This is a genomic window from uncultured Fibrobacter sp. (genome assembly GCF_900316465.1).
Classification (GTDB): Bacteria; Fibrobacterota; Fibrobacteria; order Fibrobacterales; family Fibrobacteraceae; genus Fibrobacter.
Genome location: NZ_ONDD01000001.1, coordinates 194661 through 209350 on the forward strand (window position 1 = coordinate 194661; position 14690 = coordinate 209350).

At 51.5% G+C, this 14690-nt stretch carries 15 protein-coding genes; 3 read left to right on the forward strand and 12 right to left on the reverse strand.

What is annotated here, in order from left to right; translation table 11 throughout:
* Positions 1-34: 34 nt before the first annotated feature.
* The 7 genes from QZN53_RS00675 to tyrS form a co-directional block, all read right to left on the reverse strand.
* Complete coding sequence (locus QZN53_RS00675) at positions 35-2281, reverse strand: tetratricopeptide repeat protein (protein ID WP_294650856.1); 2247 nt, start codon at positions 2279-2281, stop codon at positions 35-37.
* An 11-nt stretch (positions 2282-2292) separates the two neighbouring features.
* Complete coding sequence (locus QZN53_RS00680; RefSeq protein WP_294650859.1) at positions 2293-3810, reverse strand: OmpA family protein; 1518 nt, start codon at positions 3808-3810, stop codon at positions 2293-2295.
* Positions 3811-4005: 195 nt separating this feature from the next.
* Positions 4006-4206, reverse strand: a complete 201-nt coding sequence (locus QZN53_RS00685; protein ID WP_072801029.1) for a hypothetical protein — start codon at positions 4204-4206, stop codon at positions 4006-4008.
* Between the two features lie 129 nt (positions 4207-4335).
* Positions 4336-5127 carry a 1,4-dihydroxy-6-naphthoate synthase gene (locus QZN53_RS00690; protein ID WP_163436728.1) on the reverse strand — a complete coding sequence of 264 codons (792 nt, stop codon included), beginning with the start codon at positions 5125-5127 and terminating at the stop codon, positions 4336-4338.
* A gap of 4 nt (positions 5128-5131) precedes the next feature.
* On the reverse strand, positions 5132-5794 hold the full coding sequence (locus QZN53_RS00695) for a futalosine hydrolase (RefSeq protein WP_163436730.1): 663 nt from the start codon (positions 5792-5794) through the stop codon (positions 5132-5134).
* Between the two features lie 3 nt (positions 5795-5797).
* The gene (locus QZN53_RS00700) at positions 5798-6754 is read right to left on the reverse strand and encodes a 1-phosphofructokinase family hexose kinase (RefSeq protein ID WP_163436731.1); all 957 of its coding nucleotides are present in this window, start codon (positions 6752-6754) and stop codon (positions 5798-5800) included.
* Positions 6755-6760: 6 nt separating this feature from the next.
* Positions 6761-7978, reverse strand: coding sequence for a tyrosine--tRNA ligase (tyrS, locus tag QZN53_RS00705; RefSeq protein WP_163436733.1), 1218 nt, complete (start codon positions 7976-7978; stop codon positions 6761-6763).
* Positions 7979-8057: 79 nt separating this feature from the next.
* Between tyrS and QZN53_RS00710 the strand changes: the two genes are divergently transcribed.
* Together QZN53_RS00710 and QZN53_RS00715 are read left to right on the forward strand one after the other, a co-directional pair.
* Positions 8058-8678 carry a hypothetical protein gene (locus QZN53_RS00710; protein ID WP_163436735.1) on the forward strand — a complete coding sequence of 207 codons (621 nt, stop codon included), beginning with the start codon at positions 8058-8060 and terminating at the stop codon, positions 8676-8678.
* A gap of 29 nt (positions 8679-8707) precedes the next feature.
* Entirely contained in the window at positions 8708-9319 is a 612-nt protein-coding gene (locus QZN53_RS00715) for an outer membrane beta-barrel protein (protein WP_163436737.1), read from the forward strand.
* Positions 9320-9354: 35 nt separating this feature from the next.
* Here the strand turns inward: QZN53_RS00715 and QZN53_RS00720 are convergent, their stop codons facing one another.
* The 4 genes from QZN53_RS00720 to rpsU form a co-directional block, all read right to left on the reverse strand.
* The gene (locus QZN53_RS00720) at positions 9355-10884 is read right to left on the reverse strand and encodes a sigma 54-interacting transcriptional regulator (RefSeq protein ID WP_163436739.1); all 1530 of its coding nucleotides are present in this window, start codon (positions 10882-10884) and stop codon (positions 9355-9357) included.
* Between the two features lie 9 nt (positions 10885-10893).
* Positions 10894-11499 carry a hypothetical protein gene (locus QZN53_RS00725; RefSeq protein WP_163436741.1) on the reverse strand — a complete coding sequence of 202 codons (606 nt, stop codon included), beginning with the start codon at positions 11497-11499 and terminating at the stop codon, positions 10894-10896.
* A gap of 86 nt (positions 11500-11585) precedes the next feature.
* Positions 11586-12056, reverse strand: a complete 471-nt coding sequence (locus QZN53_RS00730) for a GatB/YqeY domain-containing protein (protein ID WP_088628069.1) — start codon at positions 12054-12056, stop codon at positions 11586-11588.
* A 140-nt stretch (positions 12057-12196) separates the two neighbouring features.
* Entirely contained in the window at positions 12197-12406 is a 210-nt protein-coding gene (rpsU, locus tag QZN53_RS00735) for a 30S ribosomal protein S21 (protein WP_014546541.1), read from the reverse strand.
* A 210-nt stretch (positions 12407-12616) separates the two neighbouring features.
* Here rpsU and QZN53_RS00740 point away from each other — a divergent pair, with 210 nt between their 5' ends.
* A complete protein-coding gene (locus tag QZN53_RS00740) occupies positions 12617-13480 on the forward strand; it encodes an SPOR domain-containing protein (RefSeq protein ID WP_163436742.1) in 864 nt (287 codons plus the stop codon).
* Positions 13481-13603: 123 nt separating this feature from the next.
* On the opposite strand, the gene QZN53_RS00745 is transcribed toward QZN53_RS00740, so the two are convergent.
* Entirely contained in the window at positions 13604-14671 is a 1068-nt protein-coding gene (locus QZN53_RS00745) for a glucokinase (RefSeq protein ID WP_163436744.1), read from the reverse strand.
* Positions 14672-14690: the final 19 nt, after the last annotated feature.

The following is a 14690-nucleotide window of genomic DNA, read 5'->3' on the forward strand; positions in this document are numbered from 1 at the left end:
GTTTCAAAAAGCCAGGTCTAACTTCATTCTTTGTTTATTCCAATTCGTCTAAGTCGTCATCCAAGCTTTCAAGTTCCTGAGCGGCTTCGGAGCTTGCAGCGCCCTGACCCATCTTGGTCTTGACGGTTGCCAAGGTAAAGCCTGCGTCATCCAAAATACGCTTGCGGTTGGATTCGAATCGGTCACTCTGGATAGCCTTCTGAGTGAAGGCGGCGTAATCTTCGATAGCGGCGTTAGCCTTGTCGAAGCTCGGCTGCAAGGCTTCGCGCTTGCTCTGCACACGCGGAGTCGGGAGCTGACGAGCGAGGTCGAGAGCCTTCACCTGCACGGAGTCGAATTCGTCCTGCATGGCGTCGAAGGCCTGACGGGCACTGTCGCGAGCGGCAACAGTCACAACCGGCTGTTCGGTACGCTTTTCAGCCTGTTCCAGAGACTTGACAGCGTTGTTGTAGTCCTTCTTGATGAAGTAGCAGTAACCCTGAACGAGGTATGCTTCAGACACGAGGAAGGATTCAGGCATATTCTTAATGATCCACTGTGCCGGCTTGATAGCTTCATCAGGCTTGTTCACCTTGAGGAAGGACCAAGCGATACCGAGCATAGCTTCGTCGTACACCGGAGAACCGGGCTGGACCTGGCCATACATCTGGGCAGCAGCCGGAATGTCGGCCTTTTCGCCAGAGAAGTAAATGTGGCCGAGCTTCACCTTAGCAGCGTCCTGCAAGTCACGTTCAGACTGGTTGGACACCGGCTGTTCGGTAATGTCGCGGAAGCAGTTTTCAGCTTCGTCGAACTTGCCGAGACGGCTGTAAGCAATACCCATGGTATAGCGGGCGTAGAAGTAGTTGGCGTTACCCGGAAGGATGGCGGCGAGCAGGTCGACAGCTTCCTGATAGAGGCCCTGTTCGAACTTGATCTGGCCGGCAACGTAGTCAGCGTCAGCCTTCACGTCGCTTTCACCGAACTTCTGAGCAATGTTCTGGTACTTGGCCATAGCGTCGATGTACTTGCCTTCCTTATAGTCGATGTTCATCAACTGGAAGTGATACTTGGCGCGCTGGTCACTCTGCGGATAGCGCTTGATAGCGTCTTCGTACACAGACTTAGCAGCCTTGTGCATGCGGAGGTTTTCGAAAGACTTTGCCTTATAGAAGGCGGCCTGGTCCACAAGGTGGAATGCCGGGTACTTGGTCTGAACCTTACCGAAGGCGTATGCAGCTTCCAAGAACTGACGGTTCAAGTAGAGACGCATAGCGGCGCGGTAGTCGTTTTCAGGTTCGATCTTCAAACGACGATAACGTTCTTCACCGATCTTTTCTTCACGAGTGTCACCGAAGCGGCTGGTGAGCTTGACAGCCCAGATGAAGCCACGGTTCTTCTTAGCGTAAAGGTCATCGTGAGACATTTCGAGGTCGAGAGCGAGGTAACGGAAGATGCTCACGTCCTTGACGTTAACCGTAGCGCCGGCAACCGGGTAACCTTCCTTCGTGAAGCGAAGGCGAACACCAAGGTGCGGAGAGAGGTAGTAGGTCAAAGTGAAGCTCATTTCCGGATTCAGACCGTCGCCACCTTCGGTGTCGGAATGGAACACGTCGATGAGAGAAAGTTCTGCCTTAGCTTCGATCACGCGGTTGAAACCACGCCAGAAGAGGGAGAAGTTCAAGTTAGACGGAATGTTGTAAGCATCGTCGCGGTCACCGCCAAAGAAGCCCGGGGCAACGAAGCCACCGTCATCTTCCATGCTAACGCCCGGCTGAGCGATGTTCTGGAGGGCAACGCCCACCAAGAGGTAACCGAACTTAGAAGAGTTGAGCGGGTTCCAGCTCAAGCCCACGTCGGAACCGACCGTCACCTGCTTCACATCGTCGAACTGGTTGATGTAGAGCACGGACACGTCGATACCCAAGGCGATGCAATGCATGAGCCTGTAGGCATAACCGAGCAAGAAGGCGTATTCGCCGTAAGACTTACCACCGTCAATGGAAGCACCGTTTTCGAAGAACGAGAAACCGAGAGTGTGCTTGTAATCCATCGGGAAAGTCAAGCTAACGTATTCCTGGCTAGCTTCACCACTAATAGAGCTAAAGAACGCGGCGCTGAATTCCAACTGGTCAGTTTCAGAAATTCCTGCGGGGTTCACATACATGGCAGTATTGCCACCAAATTCTGCAAACCAGTCATTCTGCTGATACTTATGCGGAGAATAAGTGGCTTCTGCAAACAAGGAAGTGCTGGCTACCGTGAGTCCAAGGACTGCTGTTTTAATAACACTAGTACGCATCACTTACTCCTTTACTTGATATCCGTACGGATAAACTCGATACGACGGTTCTGGGCACGACCTTCAGGGGTCTTGTTCGTGGCAACCGGTTCGGTGTCACCCTTACCGCTCGTAACGATGCGGCTTTCATTGATGCCCTTTTCCACGAGGAAGTTCTTCACGGAAGCGGCGCGGTCTGCAGAGAGCTGCATATTCGTTTCTTTTCTACCGACGTTGTCAGTGTGACCGACAATTTCGAAGGTTGCTTCCTGGAAGGTTTCCATAATGTCTACCACCTTCATGAGGGAGATGTAGGAATCCTGAGTAATCGTAGCCTTACCGGATTCGAAGTTCACACCTTCCAGCACGAAGACTTTCTTAGGCGGCTGCGGGACTTCGTCCGGGCAACCATCTTCATCCTTATAGCTGTTCAGAGTTTCTGCCTGTTCCGGGCAGAGGTCAACGCCCTTACAAATGTGGGCGAACTGGGAAAGCATACCCTTAGCTTCAACCCACGGATCGCAAAGACCATCGCGGTCGTTGTCGGCATCCGGGCAACCATCATCATCCTGGTAACCGTCGAAGTCTTCAGCTTCTTCGGGGCAGTTGTCGAGGCCGGTGCAGACGCTTGCGTACTTGTCGGAAACGCCTTCTTCAGAAACCCACGGATCGCAAAGGCCATCGCCATCGGTATCCGGATTACGAGTTTCTTCGACCACTTCTTCTTCCTTCACCAGTTCGGCGGCAGTCAGACCGATGTCTGCCTTACCCTTACCGCGCTTGAGCATCGGCGAGGTGGACTGGCAGTAGAAGTTCGGCTGCGACAGCGAAGGATTGATGAACTTCGGGTCGAGCGACACGTTCGTGCGGTTCACCTTGATGAACTGGTTGAACGGGTAGTAGTTCTTGTAGATGTTGTTGTATTCCACCTTCGTCTGACCGGCAGCCGGATCAGCAAACACACCGTAGTAGTGGTTTTCCATGAAGATGTTGTTACGTGCGGTCACGTTGGTCGGTCCCTTCAATGCAAGGCCAGAGTAGCCGTTGCGGAGGACGACGTTGTGTTCGATAAAGGCGTCGAGGGACTTAGCACCCCAGGCGAGAATACCGGACCAGCGGTTGCCGTACACCACGTTGTTGCGGAGATGCGGGAGCGAGATAAACGCACCGATACCGGTGGCGTGGTTATCAAGCACGTAGCAATGGTGAATGTAAGGGGCTGCGTTTTCGCAAAGGATACCTTCAAGACCGTTCTTCACAGTGAAGTGCGACATTTCGGCGCCCGAAGTACCCATGACGGTCGGACCTCTGCGGCCACCATCAATGATGGTAGTATGGGGATCCTCGCCCTTAAGTACAACACCCATGATCAAGGTGATGTTTTCGTTATAAGTTCCGCGTTTGACAAGGATGGTATCCCCGGCGTCCGCATTACCGAGTGCGTCTGCAATTTTCTGATAGTCGCCAGGAACATTGATATTCTTTGCCATGGCGGTTCCAGAAAGAAGCATCGCCCCGGCCGTGATTAAGACCAGTTTCTTTAGGGTCATACTGCTACGTTTCTCCAATCATAGAACACTTTGAAATTAAAACCTATACATCTGCCAAAAAGGCAAATGCAAAATTCAAGTGGGAATATACCTCTAAAAACGGCATTAGTCAAACGCTTTTCGCAAAAAATGCCAAAATAATTGAGAAAATGTCGATTAAATCGGTTCATCGAGGTATTACTCGCCCATTCGAGGTCAATCGGCGGATGCCGGTTCGGCCTTTTCCTCTTCCTTTTTCGCGCCTTGGATAGACACGCGAATTTCTTGGCAGGTCTTTTTGATATCCTGCAGAACCTTGCGGGCACGGGTGCCAGCAGACTTGTTACCGCGCTCGAACTTTTCGTACTCGCGCTTGAAGTTCTCGACTTCCAGTTCAAGATCGTTCACTAAGCTCATAAGCAAACTCCATATAAAGATATGCAGTATGGAAAATAAATTAAAGTTATTCCTAAAATTTAGCCGTTTTGTAAAAAAATCTTCAAAAAAGGCCAAAAATTGCCTATTTTGCCAAAATTTAACACGATTTTAGCCCTTGACAAGGGTCCAAAGGTACCCGAGAGAGGCTCTTCCCCGCTCTCCGACCTCCTCGGAAAAGTCATTTACGAACATCCTAATGTGCGCTTCCATGACATTTGGGTCGTCAATTTGAGCCAATTTATCGATAAATGGGGTCACCAAATTTTCGCGTTTACGGGCAATATTCAGACTTTTTCGGATTTCGTCTTCAATCTGGAAAATGGTGTTGACACCAAGGGATTTCCTTGCTACAGCGATTCCAAGCGGGATCGGCGTACCCGTATTTTCTTCCCAGAAAGCGCCTAAATCCTGCAGCAAATAGAGGCCATCACGCTTCCAGGTAAAGCGATGCTCGTGTATGACAACGCCTTGAACAGCCTCTTTGGAGCGCAAGGAACGGTAAACCTGGTCAAACAGGGCATATTCGATTTTCTGCTCGGTTTGGCCCGTCTTTTTATGCCAAAACTTGAATAAAAGGGCCGCAGTCGTGTCTGCACCGGGCAAAACGACCGGTTTTTCGGGGCAAAAAGCGTTGCCTACAGAAGAAAGAAGCAACGGACCACAACCATACCCGATAGCACCTCCACAGCTAAGACAGGCGTATTCCGCCTCAATTTTGGGGTATACCTGGGCACTCACCTTGGCCACATCGAGTTCACCGCGGCGCACCATTTCGTTGAGTGTTTGCACGTCGGCAAAGTGGACTTCCCATTCAAAAGGGGAATTTTCAAGCCCCTGGACAAGAGCTTCGTAAATGTAGGTATCGTTAGGGCAGGTAGAAATTCCGAGTTTAAGACGCATGAAATCACCCAAAAATCGTTTTGCGGAGAGCGACGAGGGCTTCTTGGAATTTCCAGGAAGCGCGATCGCGCGTGGTTGCCATGTTACTCACGGCGCGAATTTCGAAAACAGGCATATTGTGGGCCATACAGGCCGCAATTCCGGCCGCCCCTTCCATGTTCTCGATATCGGCATTGAACGTCTTGGAACGCATCTGGGCGAGATTTTCTGTGCCCGTGCAGCAATTCACCGTGAGGCCTACGGCAGATTTTAGCTTTTGCACATGGGCAGGAGCGTGTTCTACGGCAGACGCGCGAACGGAGCTTGGAAACGGGAAAAAAGAGCCGTCCTTTTCTTGGTAGCCCATATCCCCCACGCTTTCGGAATCGACTCGGACGACGTCGAGGACATTGATTCCGCGGCCAGGATAAGCACCACAGACCCCGAGAATATACACTGCCGTAAAATGAATCCCTTGCTGTTTGGCAGAGCCAATCAAATACGTCAGATTCGTCGAGAAACTTAAGATACCCATCCCGAGAACGCAAGCGTAGCCTCGGTTCTCCGAGAGTTCAATTAATTTATCTAAAGTGATACTATCGGCAGTGTCGGCATATTCCGGGAAACAAGAAGCAAATTCCATTGGCGTTGCAAACGCAAACAAATTATTCTTGTCGGGGAAAAGCACGGCTTACTCCAGTTTTTCTACCGCATCGACTATAGCCGCTTCTAGTTCAGCAACGCGTTCAACCTTGATGTTGCAAGGGCGTTCCACCTCGCAGCGGGCAGAGGCAACCGCCGTCGCCTTGATAAGACATTGTTCAAAATCAAGGCCCATGGTATCGGCATAAAGCCAGCCTGCAAAGAACGAATCTCCGGCGCCTATACGGTTGTTAACCTGCACAGTAGGCGGCAAGAGCTGCACTCCCTGGAATTTCTTTTCGACCAAGCGGAATGCGCGAACCGGAGCGTCTTCGTCGGTGACAACAAGAGCCTTAATCGGCAAGCGTTCAAGGACTGCCGTGGCAGTCATTTTCCAGAACTGCGGGCTCGACATGACCTGCGGAATTCCCAAGCGAGAAAGGAGCTTGCAGTATTCCTTGATATTGATTTTCAGGAGTTCTACGCCCTTCTCGAGCCAGGAATCAATGCCTTCGATAGCATCGACATAAATCTTTTTACCGGCAAAGTCAAGCGCGTTCAGCTGTTCAATGTTAAAGCCCTGCGGGAAGGTGCCGCACAAGGCGACTCTTTGCGTAGAGCTCCAGTAGTCATTAATGGTCTGCAGGAAATCGTCGTTTTCGATTTCAGAAAGAATCGGAGACGGTTCAATGAGTTCGGTCGAATTGCCTTCGCTCACGATAGTCGTGCAAATGCGGGTCGGTTCCTTAATCCAAACGGGCGCCTGCTGGATACCGTATGCAGAAATTTCATCGAAGATTTTGGGACCATGTTCCGAGCCCAAGAAGTGCATCAGGAGCGGCGTTCCACCCAAGAGGTGAAGTACGAGCCCGCAGTTGATGCCCTTGCCCGAAGCATACTCTTCGATCTTTCCGATACGGTGAACCTCGCCCGGCGTAAACTTGTCCAGGAAGAACAAGCGTTGCCAAGCGGGATTGAGCCCGAGAATAAGGATTTCCTGCGACATGATAGCCTAGAAATTGACCTTGAAGAACTTGCGCTTGCCCACCTGGATAACCAGCTGGTCTGCGCCCTTGATTTCAATCTGGGACTGCGGATCGGCGAGCTTTTCGCCGGCAATCTTCACGCCGCCGTTCTGGACCATGCGACGAGCTTCGCCCTTGGAGGCGAATGCCTTGATTTCAACGAGCAGGTCCAGGGCACCGTAGGTGCCGGCCGCTACGCTGCATTCGGCTGCATCGCTCGGAATGGCATTACCGCTGTGAATTTCGCGTTCCTTGGCAGCGGCGGCCTCGGCGGCGTCTGCGCCGTAGTACTGCGTCACGATATCGATAGCGAGGCGGTGCTTGGCATCGTTGGGGTTCATCTTGCCTGCGGCAATGTCGGCCATCATCTGCTTGATTTCTTCGAGCGGAATGTTGGTCAGAAGTTCGAACCAGTTTTCGACGATGCTGTCGGCGAGGCTGTAAATCTTGTGGTACATCACGTCGGCCGGTTCATTCAGGCCCACGTAGTTACCGATGGACTTGGACATCTTGACCTTGCCGTCGGTACCCAGAAGAATCGGCATGAAGAGACCGATCTGCGGTTCCATGCCTTCGAAAAGCTGCAAGTCACGACCGCGAAGCACGTTGAACTTCTGGTCGGTACCGCCGAGTTCCACGTCACTATTGATGGCGACAGAATCGTAACCCTGCATCATGGGGTACATGAATTCGTGCAGGCTAATCGGAGTATTTGCGGCATAGCGGTTGTGGAAGTCTTCGCGTTCAAGCATCTGGGCCACGGTAAACTGGCCCATGAGTTCGGTCACCTTGCTGAACGGGAGTTTGGAGAACCATTCACCGTTGTAGTGGATTTCCACCTGGTCGCGGCGAACCACCTTGAAGAACTGTTCCTGGTATTCCTTTGCGTTTTCGAGAACCTGTTCATGGCTGAGGCGCGGACGGGCCTTGTTACGACCGCTCGGGTCACCAATCTGAGCCGTGTAGTCACCCACGATAAGCACGACGGTATGACCCAGGTCCTGGAACTGACGGAGCTTGCGCATCACGACAGTATGACCAAAGTGCACATCCGGGGCAGTCGGGTCCACACCCATCTTGACACGGAGAGGAACACCGGTATCATAAGACTTCTGGAGTTTCTTTTCAAGTTCATCTTGCGGCACAACATCAATTACACCGCGCATCAAGATTTCAAGCTGTTCTTTAACAGGACGGAATTGCATTTTATTTCCTTTTGTTTTACAAAAAACAAATATAGAAAAACATATTTCTATCTTTCTTCCCATTTTAAAGGAGAACTCTATGAAAAAGCTATTTGCACTAATCGCCTTTGCTGCCACCCTCTCTTTTGCCGTATCGGCCCCTTTCACACACGACGGTTTCTTTTTCAGCGTCACATCTGGCCTTGGTTACGGAACATTCAATGACGACATTGATGATGGGTTTGCCCAAATTGAATCCAACGGTCTTCAAGCAGAAGCTTCTATCAAGATCGGCGGAGCCATTGTTAATGGGCTTATCATTCATGCAACATTTGCCATGAACCAGCTCTATTCTGATTTGGAAGCCACCAGCAAGACCGGCAGAGATGACCGCTTGTCGCACGATGGTTTCGACATTCTTTTTATGGGTGGTGGCGCAACATTCTATATTCCGGGCGGAAGCAACGTATTCCTCGGCGCATCGGCCGGTGTCACCACTTACAGCGTAACCATCGGAAACCAATCCGCCGATTTTCTGAATCTTGATTCCGGTTTTGGAGTCATCGCAACAATCGGTAAAGAATGGTGGATTCACGAAGAACTTGGCCTCGGCATCGCATTCTCGTACACCTACACCTCGGCAGAAGGCGAATACAGGGGCGAAAAGAACGAAGCGAGCACCAACATGTTCTCGCTTAGCGCCACGTTCACCTTCAACTAATTACACATAAGCCTTTCAAGGAGAACGAAATGAAAAAGCTCTTCATGTTGACAGCCCTTGCGGCATCCCTTTCTTTCGCTACATCGGAACCGCATGCCCACGACGGGGGCTTCTTGAGCATAGCCATGGGTATGGGCTACCAATCCATTGACTTTGTTGTTGAGGAGTGGCAAGAAGAAACCGACAACAAGGCAGGACTTGCAACCGATATTGATGTAAAACTTGGTGGAAATGTTTCCTACAACACCCTTTTGCACCTAACACTCGCCGGTACAACAAAAACGGGAACCACCGACTATGATCGTGAATACGAAGACATTCGAGTCAACATGTCTCTTTTAGGCTTGGGTGTCACACATTATTTTGAAAACAATATTTTCATCACAGGTTCATGCGGCATCAGTCAATTCCATGCCAATAGTGACGTAGCAGTATTCTCCGCGGTCGTCAAAAACAGAGCAACTAAGGACATCAACACCGGATTCGGCTTTCAAGTGGGCGGAGGAAAGGAATGGTGGGTCAGCGACAACTGGGGTATCGGAGCATCGGCAGCCCTTCTATACGGTTTCGCTTCCAACCTTAAAGATACAAAGGAATCATCCCTAGGTATAACACTAAGGTTTTCTGCCACCTACAACTAATTCCGTTATAGCAGGCAGCACTTAGCGAAGCTGCATTATTTCCCGAAACCAGCGAGGTCTATACCGAGCTGGTTTATTTTGTATGTAAGAATGCGCGGTGTCGTAGAAAGGCTGCGGGCAGCAGCGGCGATTTTTCCGCGGCTACTCTTGAGGGCATCGCAAATGATATCTTTTTCGTAGGCTTCGACCATGCGCTTGAGGTTTCCGTTTACGGGTGTTCCGCTGGTTTCGGCGGTTTGGAGCGTGGTCGGGAAATGGTGCGGGTAAATGACGTCTTCGTCAGCCACAAGGATGGCGCGCTCGATTCCGTTTTCGAGTTCACGCACATTTCCGGGCCACGGGTAGCTCATGAGCATGTTGATGGTCGTACGCGCGAGACGGCGCACGTTCTTGCCCACGATGCGGCAGTAATGTTCGACGAAGTGGTCCGCCAGGAGCACGATGTCGGTTTTGCGGTTGCGAAGCGGCGGCACATAAACAGGGAAAATATGCAGCTGGTAGTATAGGTCTTCGCGGAAGGTTCCTTCTTCGACCATCTGCTGCAAGTTCTTGGTGGTGGCCGCAATCACGCGCACGTTTACCTTCTTTGAAATGCGGGCGCCAATACGTTCGACTTCGCCGTTCTGAAGCAAGCGCAAAAGCTTTACCTGAAGGTTCGGCGAAAGTTCGCCCACTTCGTCGAGGAAGAGCGTGCCGCCTTCGGCCTGTTCTACGCGGCCAGGCGTCTCGGAAATGACACCCACCAAGGCGCCACGTTCGCTACCGAAGAGTTCGCGGTCTAAAACGGATTCCGGCATCGAGGCGCAATGGACGCGGACGAACGGGCCCATGTTGCGGTCAGAACGGTAATGAATGGCTTCGGCCACGAGCCCCTTGCCCGTACCGACCTCGCCCACAATCAACGCGGGCAGGGGGCTGCGGGACACCTGGTCAATCTGCGCATACACGCGCTGCATTTCGCTAGAGCGACCGATGATATTGTCCGGATGAAAACGGTCCTTGAGCTCCAAGGTCAATCGTTCATTTTCGGCCTTCAAGAGTTCATTTTCTTCGCGGGCTTCACGACGGAGCTTCACTGCCGCCGCAAGCATCTGCGCAATAATTTCAAGCAGGCGAAGCTTTTCAGGAAGTTCTTCTTCGACCGGATTCTGGACGTCGGCACTGAAGGCGCCAATCACCTGGTGTTCCATAATCACGGGCACGCAAAGGAAGGCCTTGTCTTCGGTCTTACCGCGCCCCGTACGGTCCAAGAAATCCGGGTCTTTAGCCACCGAGGGAATGATAATCGGCTTACCGGTTTCCACGACGCGGCCGGTAATACCTTCGCCCACCTTATAGCGGCCCTTGCGCGCCTGGCGGCTCGAAAGGCCTTCTGCAATTTCAATGGAGATTTCGCCCGTGTGGCGGTTATACAAGGTGAGGGTTGCATGTTCCACACCCATCGTAGATTCCACCACCTCCAAAATCGGATGCGCGACGCTTTCGAAATCAAGCGTCTGGTTCAGAATGGAGCTGATTTTATAGAGCAGTTCCAGTTCCTGGATTTTGGATTGTGAGGTAGGCAAGATTATCTCCTAAAAAATCCGGAAGACCGTATTCAACGCAAAAGCCAAACAGGCATCATATTCCGTTATGGCATAGTTTACCGGGTAAAATTCCAATCCGAAAACATTGCTCTTGGTACGCCAAGCAAAGCCCAAACTTGAGCGGAACATAAAGGACTCGCGGTAATAATCCCCTTCGTCATATTCATATTGGTAAGCATCGAAGCGATTTCCTTCTTCATCAAAGGCGTCAGTCCTTACAACACCATCTATACCGGCATACGATCCATCTTGAAAATCAACCAGGAACATGAAGTTCGTGACAATGGTGAAGCCTCCCCAGATAGGGTAATTAAAGTTGACAAGAACCCCTTCGGAAAGTTCTTTGAACTCATATTCCATGCAATCTTCGCATTCCGAAGCCGATGTTCCGAATTCGGCCACAACACCAACACCGATGAAAGACGTTACCGGTTTCACAACCGAAAGCGACAAGCCTGTCATCGTTGTCGAGACATCGTTCCAGCCCCCAATGAAAGGCCCTACCTTGACGTCAATCGTTTTCCAAGAAATGCCGGACGCCGAAGCATACGACATCAAGACGAACAAAAAAACAAATCCTAACCGTTTTAGCATGTCACCAATATAACATTTTGTTTGATATAAAAAAGGAGTCCCCCGACCAAGTCGGGGAAGACTCCTTAATCAAAGGTTGCCGCTTTTTACTTCAGTGCTTCCTGCACGAGAGCGGAGGCGCGCTTGGCGTCGAAACGGCCCTTAACCTTCGGGGAAAGTTCCTTCATGATCTTGCCCATGTCTTTCGGGCTAGAAGCACCCGTCGCGGCCTTGATTTCTGCAATGAGGGCCTTGACTTCGTCTTCGGTCATTTCGGCGGGCATGTACTTGCGGTACAGGGCAATGATTGCTTCTTCTGCCGGAATCTTGTCCATGAAGCCACCCTTCGTGAGGATGTCGATGGCTTCCTGCTTCTGCTTGACGCTACGGGCAAGAACGTCGACGCACATTTCGTCAGTGATCGTTTCTTCGATCTGGGCCGGAGTGGCACCATTCTTCATGGCTTCGTTCTTGATGTCGGAATGGAGGGTACGGAGCGTTCCGAGAGTTTCGGAATCGTGCGCCTTCATGGCGGCCTTGATATCATCCTTAATCTTAGTCAGCAATGCACTGCTCATGGTTTTACCCTTTGCGGACACATCCGCGGTTAAAATTCTCTAGAAACACGCAACGAGCCACCGGTCATAGACCGACGACTCATTACAAAAATCGATGCCTTAATGGCGACTGCCAATTTGACCCGGAAACCGGGAGCAAATTAGTAGAGGCGCTTACGGTTCTGGTCAGCGATTTCCTTCAAGCGCTTGCGACGGGCAGCCGTTTCGATGCGCTTCTTTTCTTCAGAAGGCTTTTCGAAGCGCTGACGCTTCTTGACATCGGAAATGATGCCATTCTTTTCGCAGGACTTGGTGAAACGCTTGAGAGCGCGTTCAAAAGGTTCGTTGGACTTAACAATTACGCCGATCACGATTATCCTTTGGTTAAATTAGAAATTCGTTTTTGGATAGCCAAATATATTTAATTGCCTGAATTTCGTCAAGGGTATAATAAAAAGCCTGTTTTACCGCCTTTTTTGAATAAATTTTACAATTTAACTTGCGGTTTATCAAAGACTTATGTATATTTTTGTTATAAAAGACCGTTTTGTTGTCTTATTTTCTAAAAATTGGAGAATTGGATGAAAAAATCAATCTTGTCTCTGAGCGCCATTGCCCTCGCAAGCTCTTTGCTTGTCGCCTGCAATGAAGATGAAGAACTCGTCCCGAAGATGGATCCGGCAAAACCCACCGCAGAGGCTCCTGCCGACCAGCCGGCCGGTCAGGCAACTGAACAGGCTGCCGAACAGCCGAAGGCCGACGAACCGGAACTCGTGCCCATCCAGTCCCTTTCCGGAAACGCTGACTCCAAGGACGCCGCGGTCGAAGATGCCCCGAAATCGTTCGTTCCTGCAGCAGCTGGTAGCATCCAGCCGCTTTCCAAGGGTGAATATGTAGTCCAGGTGAGCATTCAGTCCTCCAAGAGAGCTGCCGACGGCATCGTGAAGAAACTCGCCGAAAACAACGTGAAGGCATACATTGCCGAAGTTGAAAACCCGGGCGAACTCGAAGGAACCTACTACCGCATTCGCGTGGGCTACTTTGAATCGAGCGCCAACGCCCAGGAATACGGCAAACAAGTCCTTACCCCGCTCAACTTTGCTTGGTGGGTAGACAAGAGCAAGAACGACGACGTGGGTAACCCCGGCGGCGACGAATACTATTCGAACAACTCTTATTCCAATTCTAATACTTATAATGAACCGGCCCAGGCACCCGAGCCCGAACCCGCTCCTGCACCGGAACCGGCCCCCGCACCCGAGCCTGAACCGGCACCTGCTCCGGCTCCCGCACCTGAACCCGAACCGGCTCCTGCGCCTGCTCCGGCCCCAGCCCCGGCACCTGAGCCTGAACCTGAACCGGCTCCCGCTCCGGCACCTGAACCCGCACCGGAACCCGCTCCGGCAGCACCTGCAGCCTCCGACAACTTCGACGACTGGGAATAAGTCTCGAAAATGTGAATATCAAAAAAAACTCCGCTTTTGCGGAGTTTTTTTCGTTTAAACCTTTCGGTTCTTTCGTGCGCCTCAGGATGACGCGGAGCCAGCCCTGAGTTTGTCGAACGGGCATCACTTCTGCAAGTTGAGGCTTGCGTTGGCAGCGCCGTAAAGGCTGATGCTGTAATCCTTGATGACGTACACCGGGATCTTGTTCAATAGCGGGCGGATGTTCGGGTTGTAGTTCTTTTCGAAATACTTCATGAACAAGTTGTCGCGTTCGAGCCAGCGGAGGTCCTTCTGCACGGTACCGCCAGCCAGGTAGAAACCGCCCAGCGGGAGGAACAGCGTTGCGGCATCGCTTGCAAAGCGGGCAAGCATCTTCACGAACAGGCGCATCATTTCGGCTGCGACCGGATCGGTGTCGCTTGCGCGGCTGATGTACTTCGGGCGGTCATTCGGTTCGGTTTCTTCAATCTTCTTGAAGGCTTCGTTATCGGGAACGCCGCGGGTTTCCTTCCACCATTCGTACATGTTGCGAAGGCCCATGCCAGAAACGAGCGGTTCAACACCGGGCACGGTACCAATCTTCTTTTCCATATAATCGTGGAATTCCTGGGAATCCTTGTCGAACGGAGCAAACGTGGAGTGGCCACCTTCGGAGCATGCCGGAATGTACTTTTGACCGTCGAATGCGAGGAAACCTACACCCATGCCGGTACCCGGGCCAATTACAGCCTTCGTGGTCTTCTGCGGAGCGGGGGTACTGCCATCGGTATGCACAAGCTTGTGGATCTGGGCCGGATCATCGACATCGAGAGTCGGAATGCCGTAGCTAATAGCCATGAAGTCGTTAATGACGAGCGTCGGAATTCCGGTAGCAGAAGTCAGAGCATCGCCATCGACACTCCAGGGGAGGTTCGTCATGACGCACTTGTTGTTTGCCACAGGGCCAGCTGCACTGATGCAAATGTGGGAGGGCTTAAGGTCTGCACGACTTTCGACTGCAATTTTGAGCGTTTCACGAATCGGGGCGTCCAGGCCATCGATATCCTTGGACGGGCAATCGGTTTCAAGGATCAGAGTGAACTTGCCATCTTTGTAGCCCACCAGGCCAAGGTTCGTGTTAGTACCACCAATATCGCCCGCCAGAACGAGACGATCAAACTTTGCATCGGGATTAAGCCATTTGATTTGCATAAAAAACTCCAGTTTTATT

Bases quoted from the DNA above. Each gene is read 5' to 3' on its own strand.
- QZN53_RS00675 (WP_294650856.1), bottom strand. From the start codon at position 2,281: ATGCGTACTAGTGTTATTAAAACAGCAGTCCTTGGACTCACGGTAGCC.
- QZN53_RS00680 (WP_294650859.1), bottom strand. From the start codon at position 3,810: ATGACCCTAAAGAAACTGGTCTTAATCACGGCCGGGGCGATGCTTCTT.
- QZN53_RS00685 (WP_072801029.1), bottom strand. From the start codon at position 4,206: ATGAGCTTAGTGAACGATCTTGAACTGGAAGTCGAGAACTTCAAGCGC.
- QZN53_RS00690 (WP_163436728.1), bottom strand. From the start codon at position 5,127: ATGCGTCTTAAACTCGGAATTTCTACCTGCCCTAACGATACCTACATT.
- QZN53_RS00700 (WP_163436731.1), bottom strand. From the start codon at position 6,754: ATGTCGCAGGAAATCCTTATTCTCGGGCTCAATCCCGCTTGGCAACGC.
- tyrS (WP_163436733.1), bottom strand. From the start codon at position 7,978: ATGCAATTCCGTCCTGTTAAAGAACAGCTTGAAATCTTGATGCGCGGT.
- QZN53_RS00710 (WP_163436735.1), top strand. From the start codon at position 8,058: ATGAAAAAGCTATTTGCACTAATCGCCTTTGCTGCCACCCTCTCTTTT.
- QZN53_RS00715 (WP_163436737.1), top strand. From the start codon at position 8,708: ATGAAAAAGCTCTTCATGTTGACAGCCCTTGCGGCATCCCTTTCTTTC.
- QZN53_RS00725 (WP_163436741.1), bottom strand. From the start codon at position 11,499: ATGCTAAAACGGTTAGGATTTGTTTTTTTGTTCGTCTTGATGTCGTAT.
- QZN53_RS00730 (WP_088628069.1), bottom strand. From the start codon at position 12,056: ATGAGCAGTGCATTGCTGACTAAGATTAAGGATGATATCAAGGCCGCC.
- QZN53_RS00740 (WP_163436742.1), top strand. From the start codon at position 12,617: ATGAAAAAATCAATCTTGTCTCTGAGCGCCATTGCCCTCGCAAGCTCT.
- QZN53_RS00745 (WP_163436744.1), bottom strand. From the start codon at position 14,671: ATGCAAATCAAATGGCTTAATCCCGATGCAAAGTTTGATCGTCTCGTT.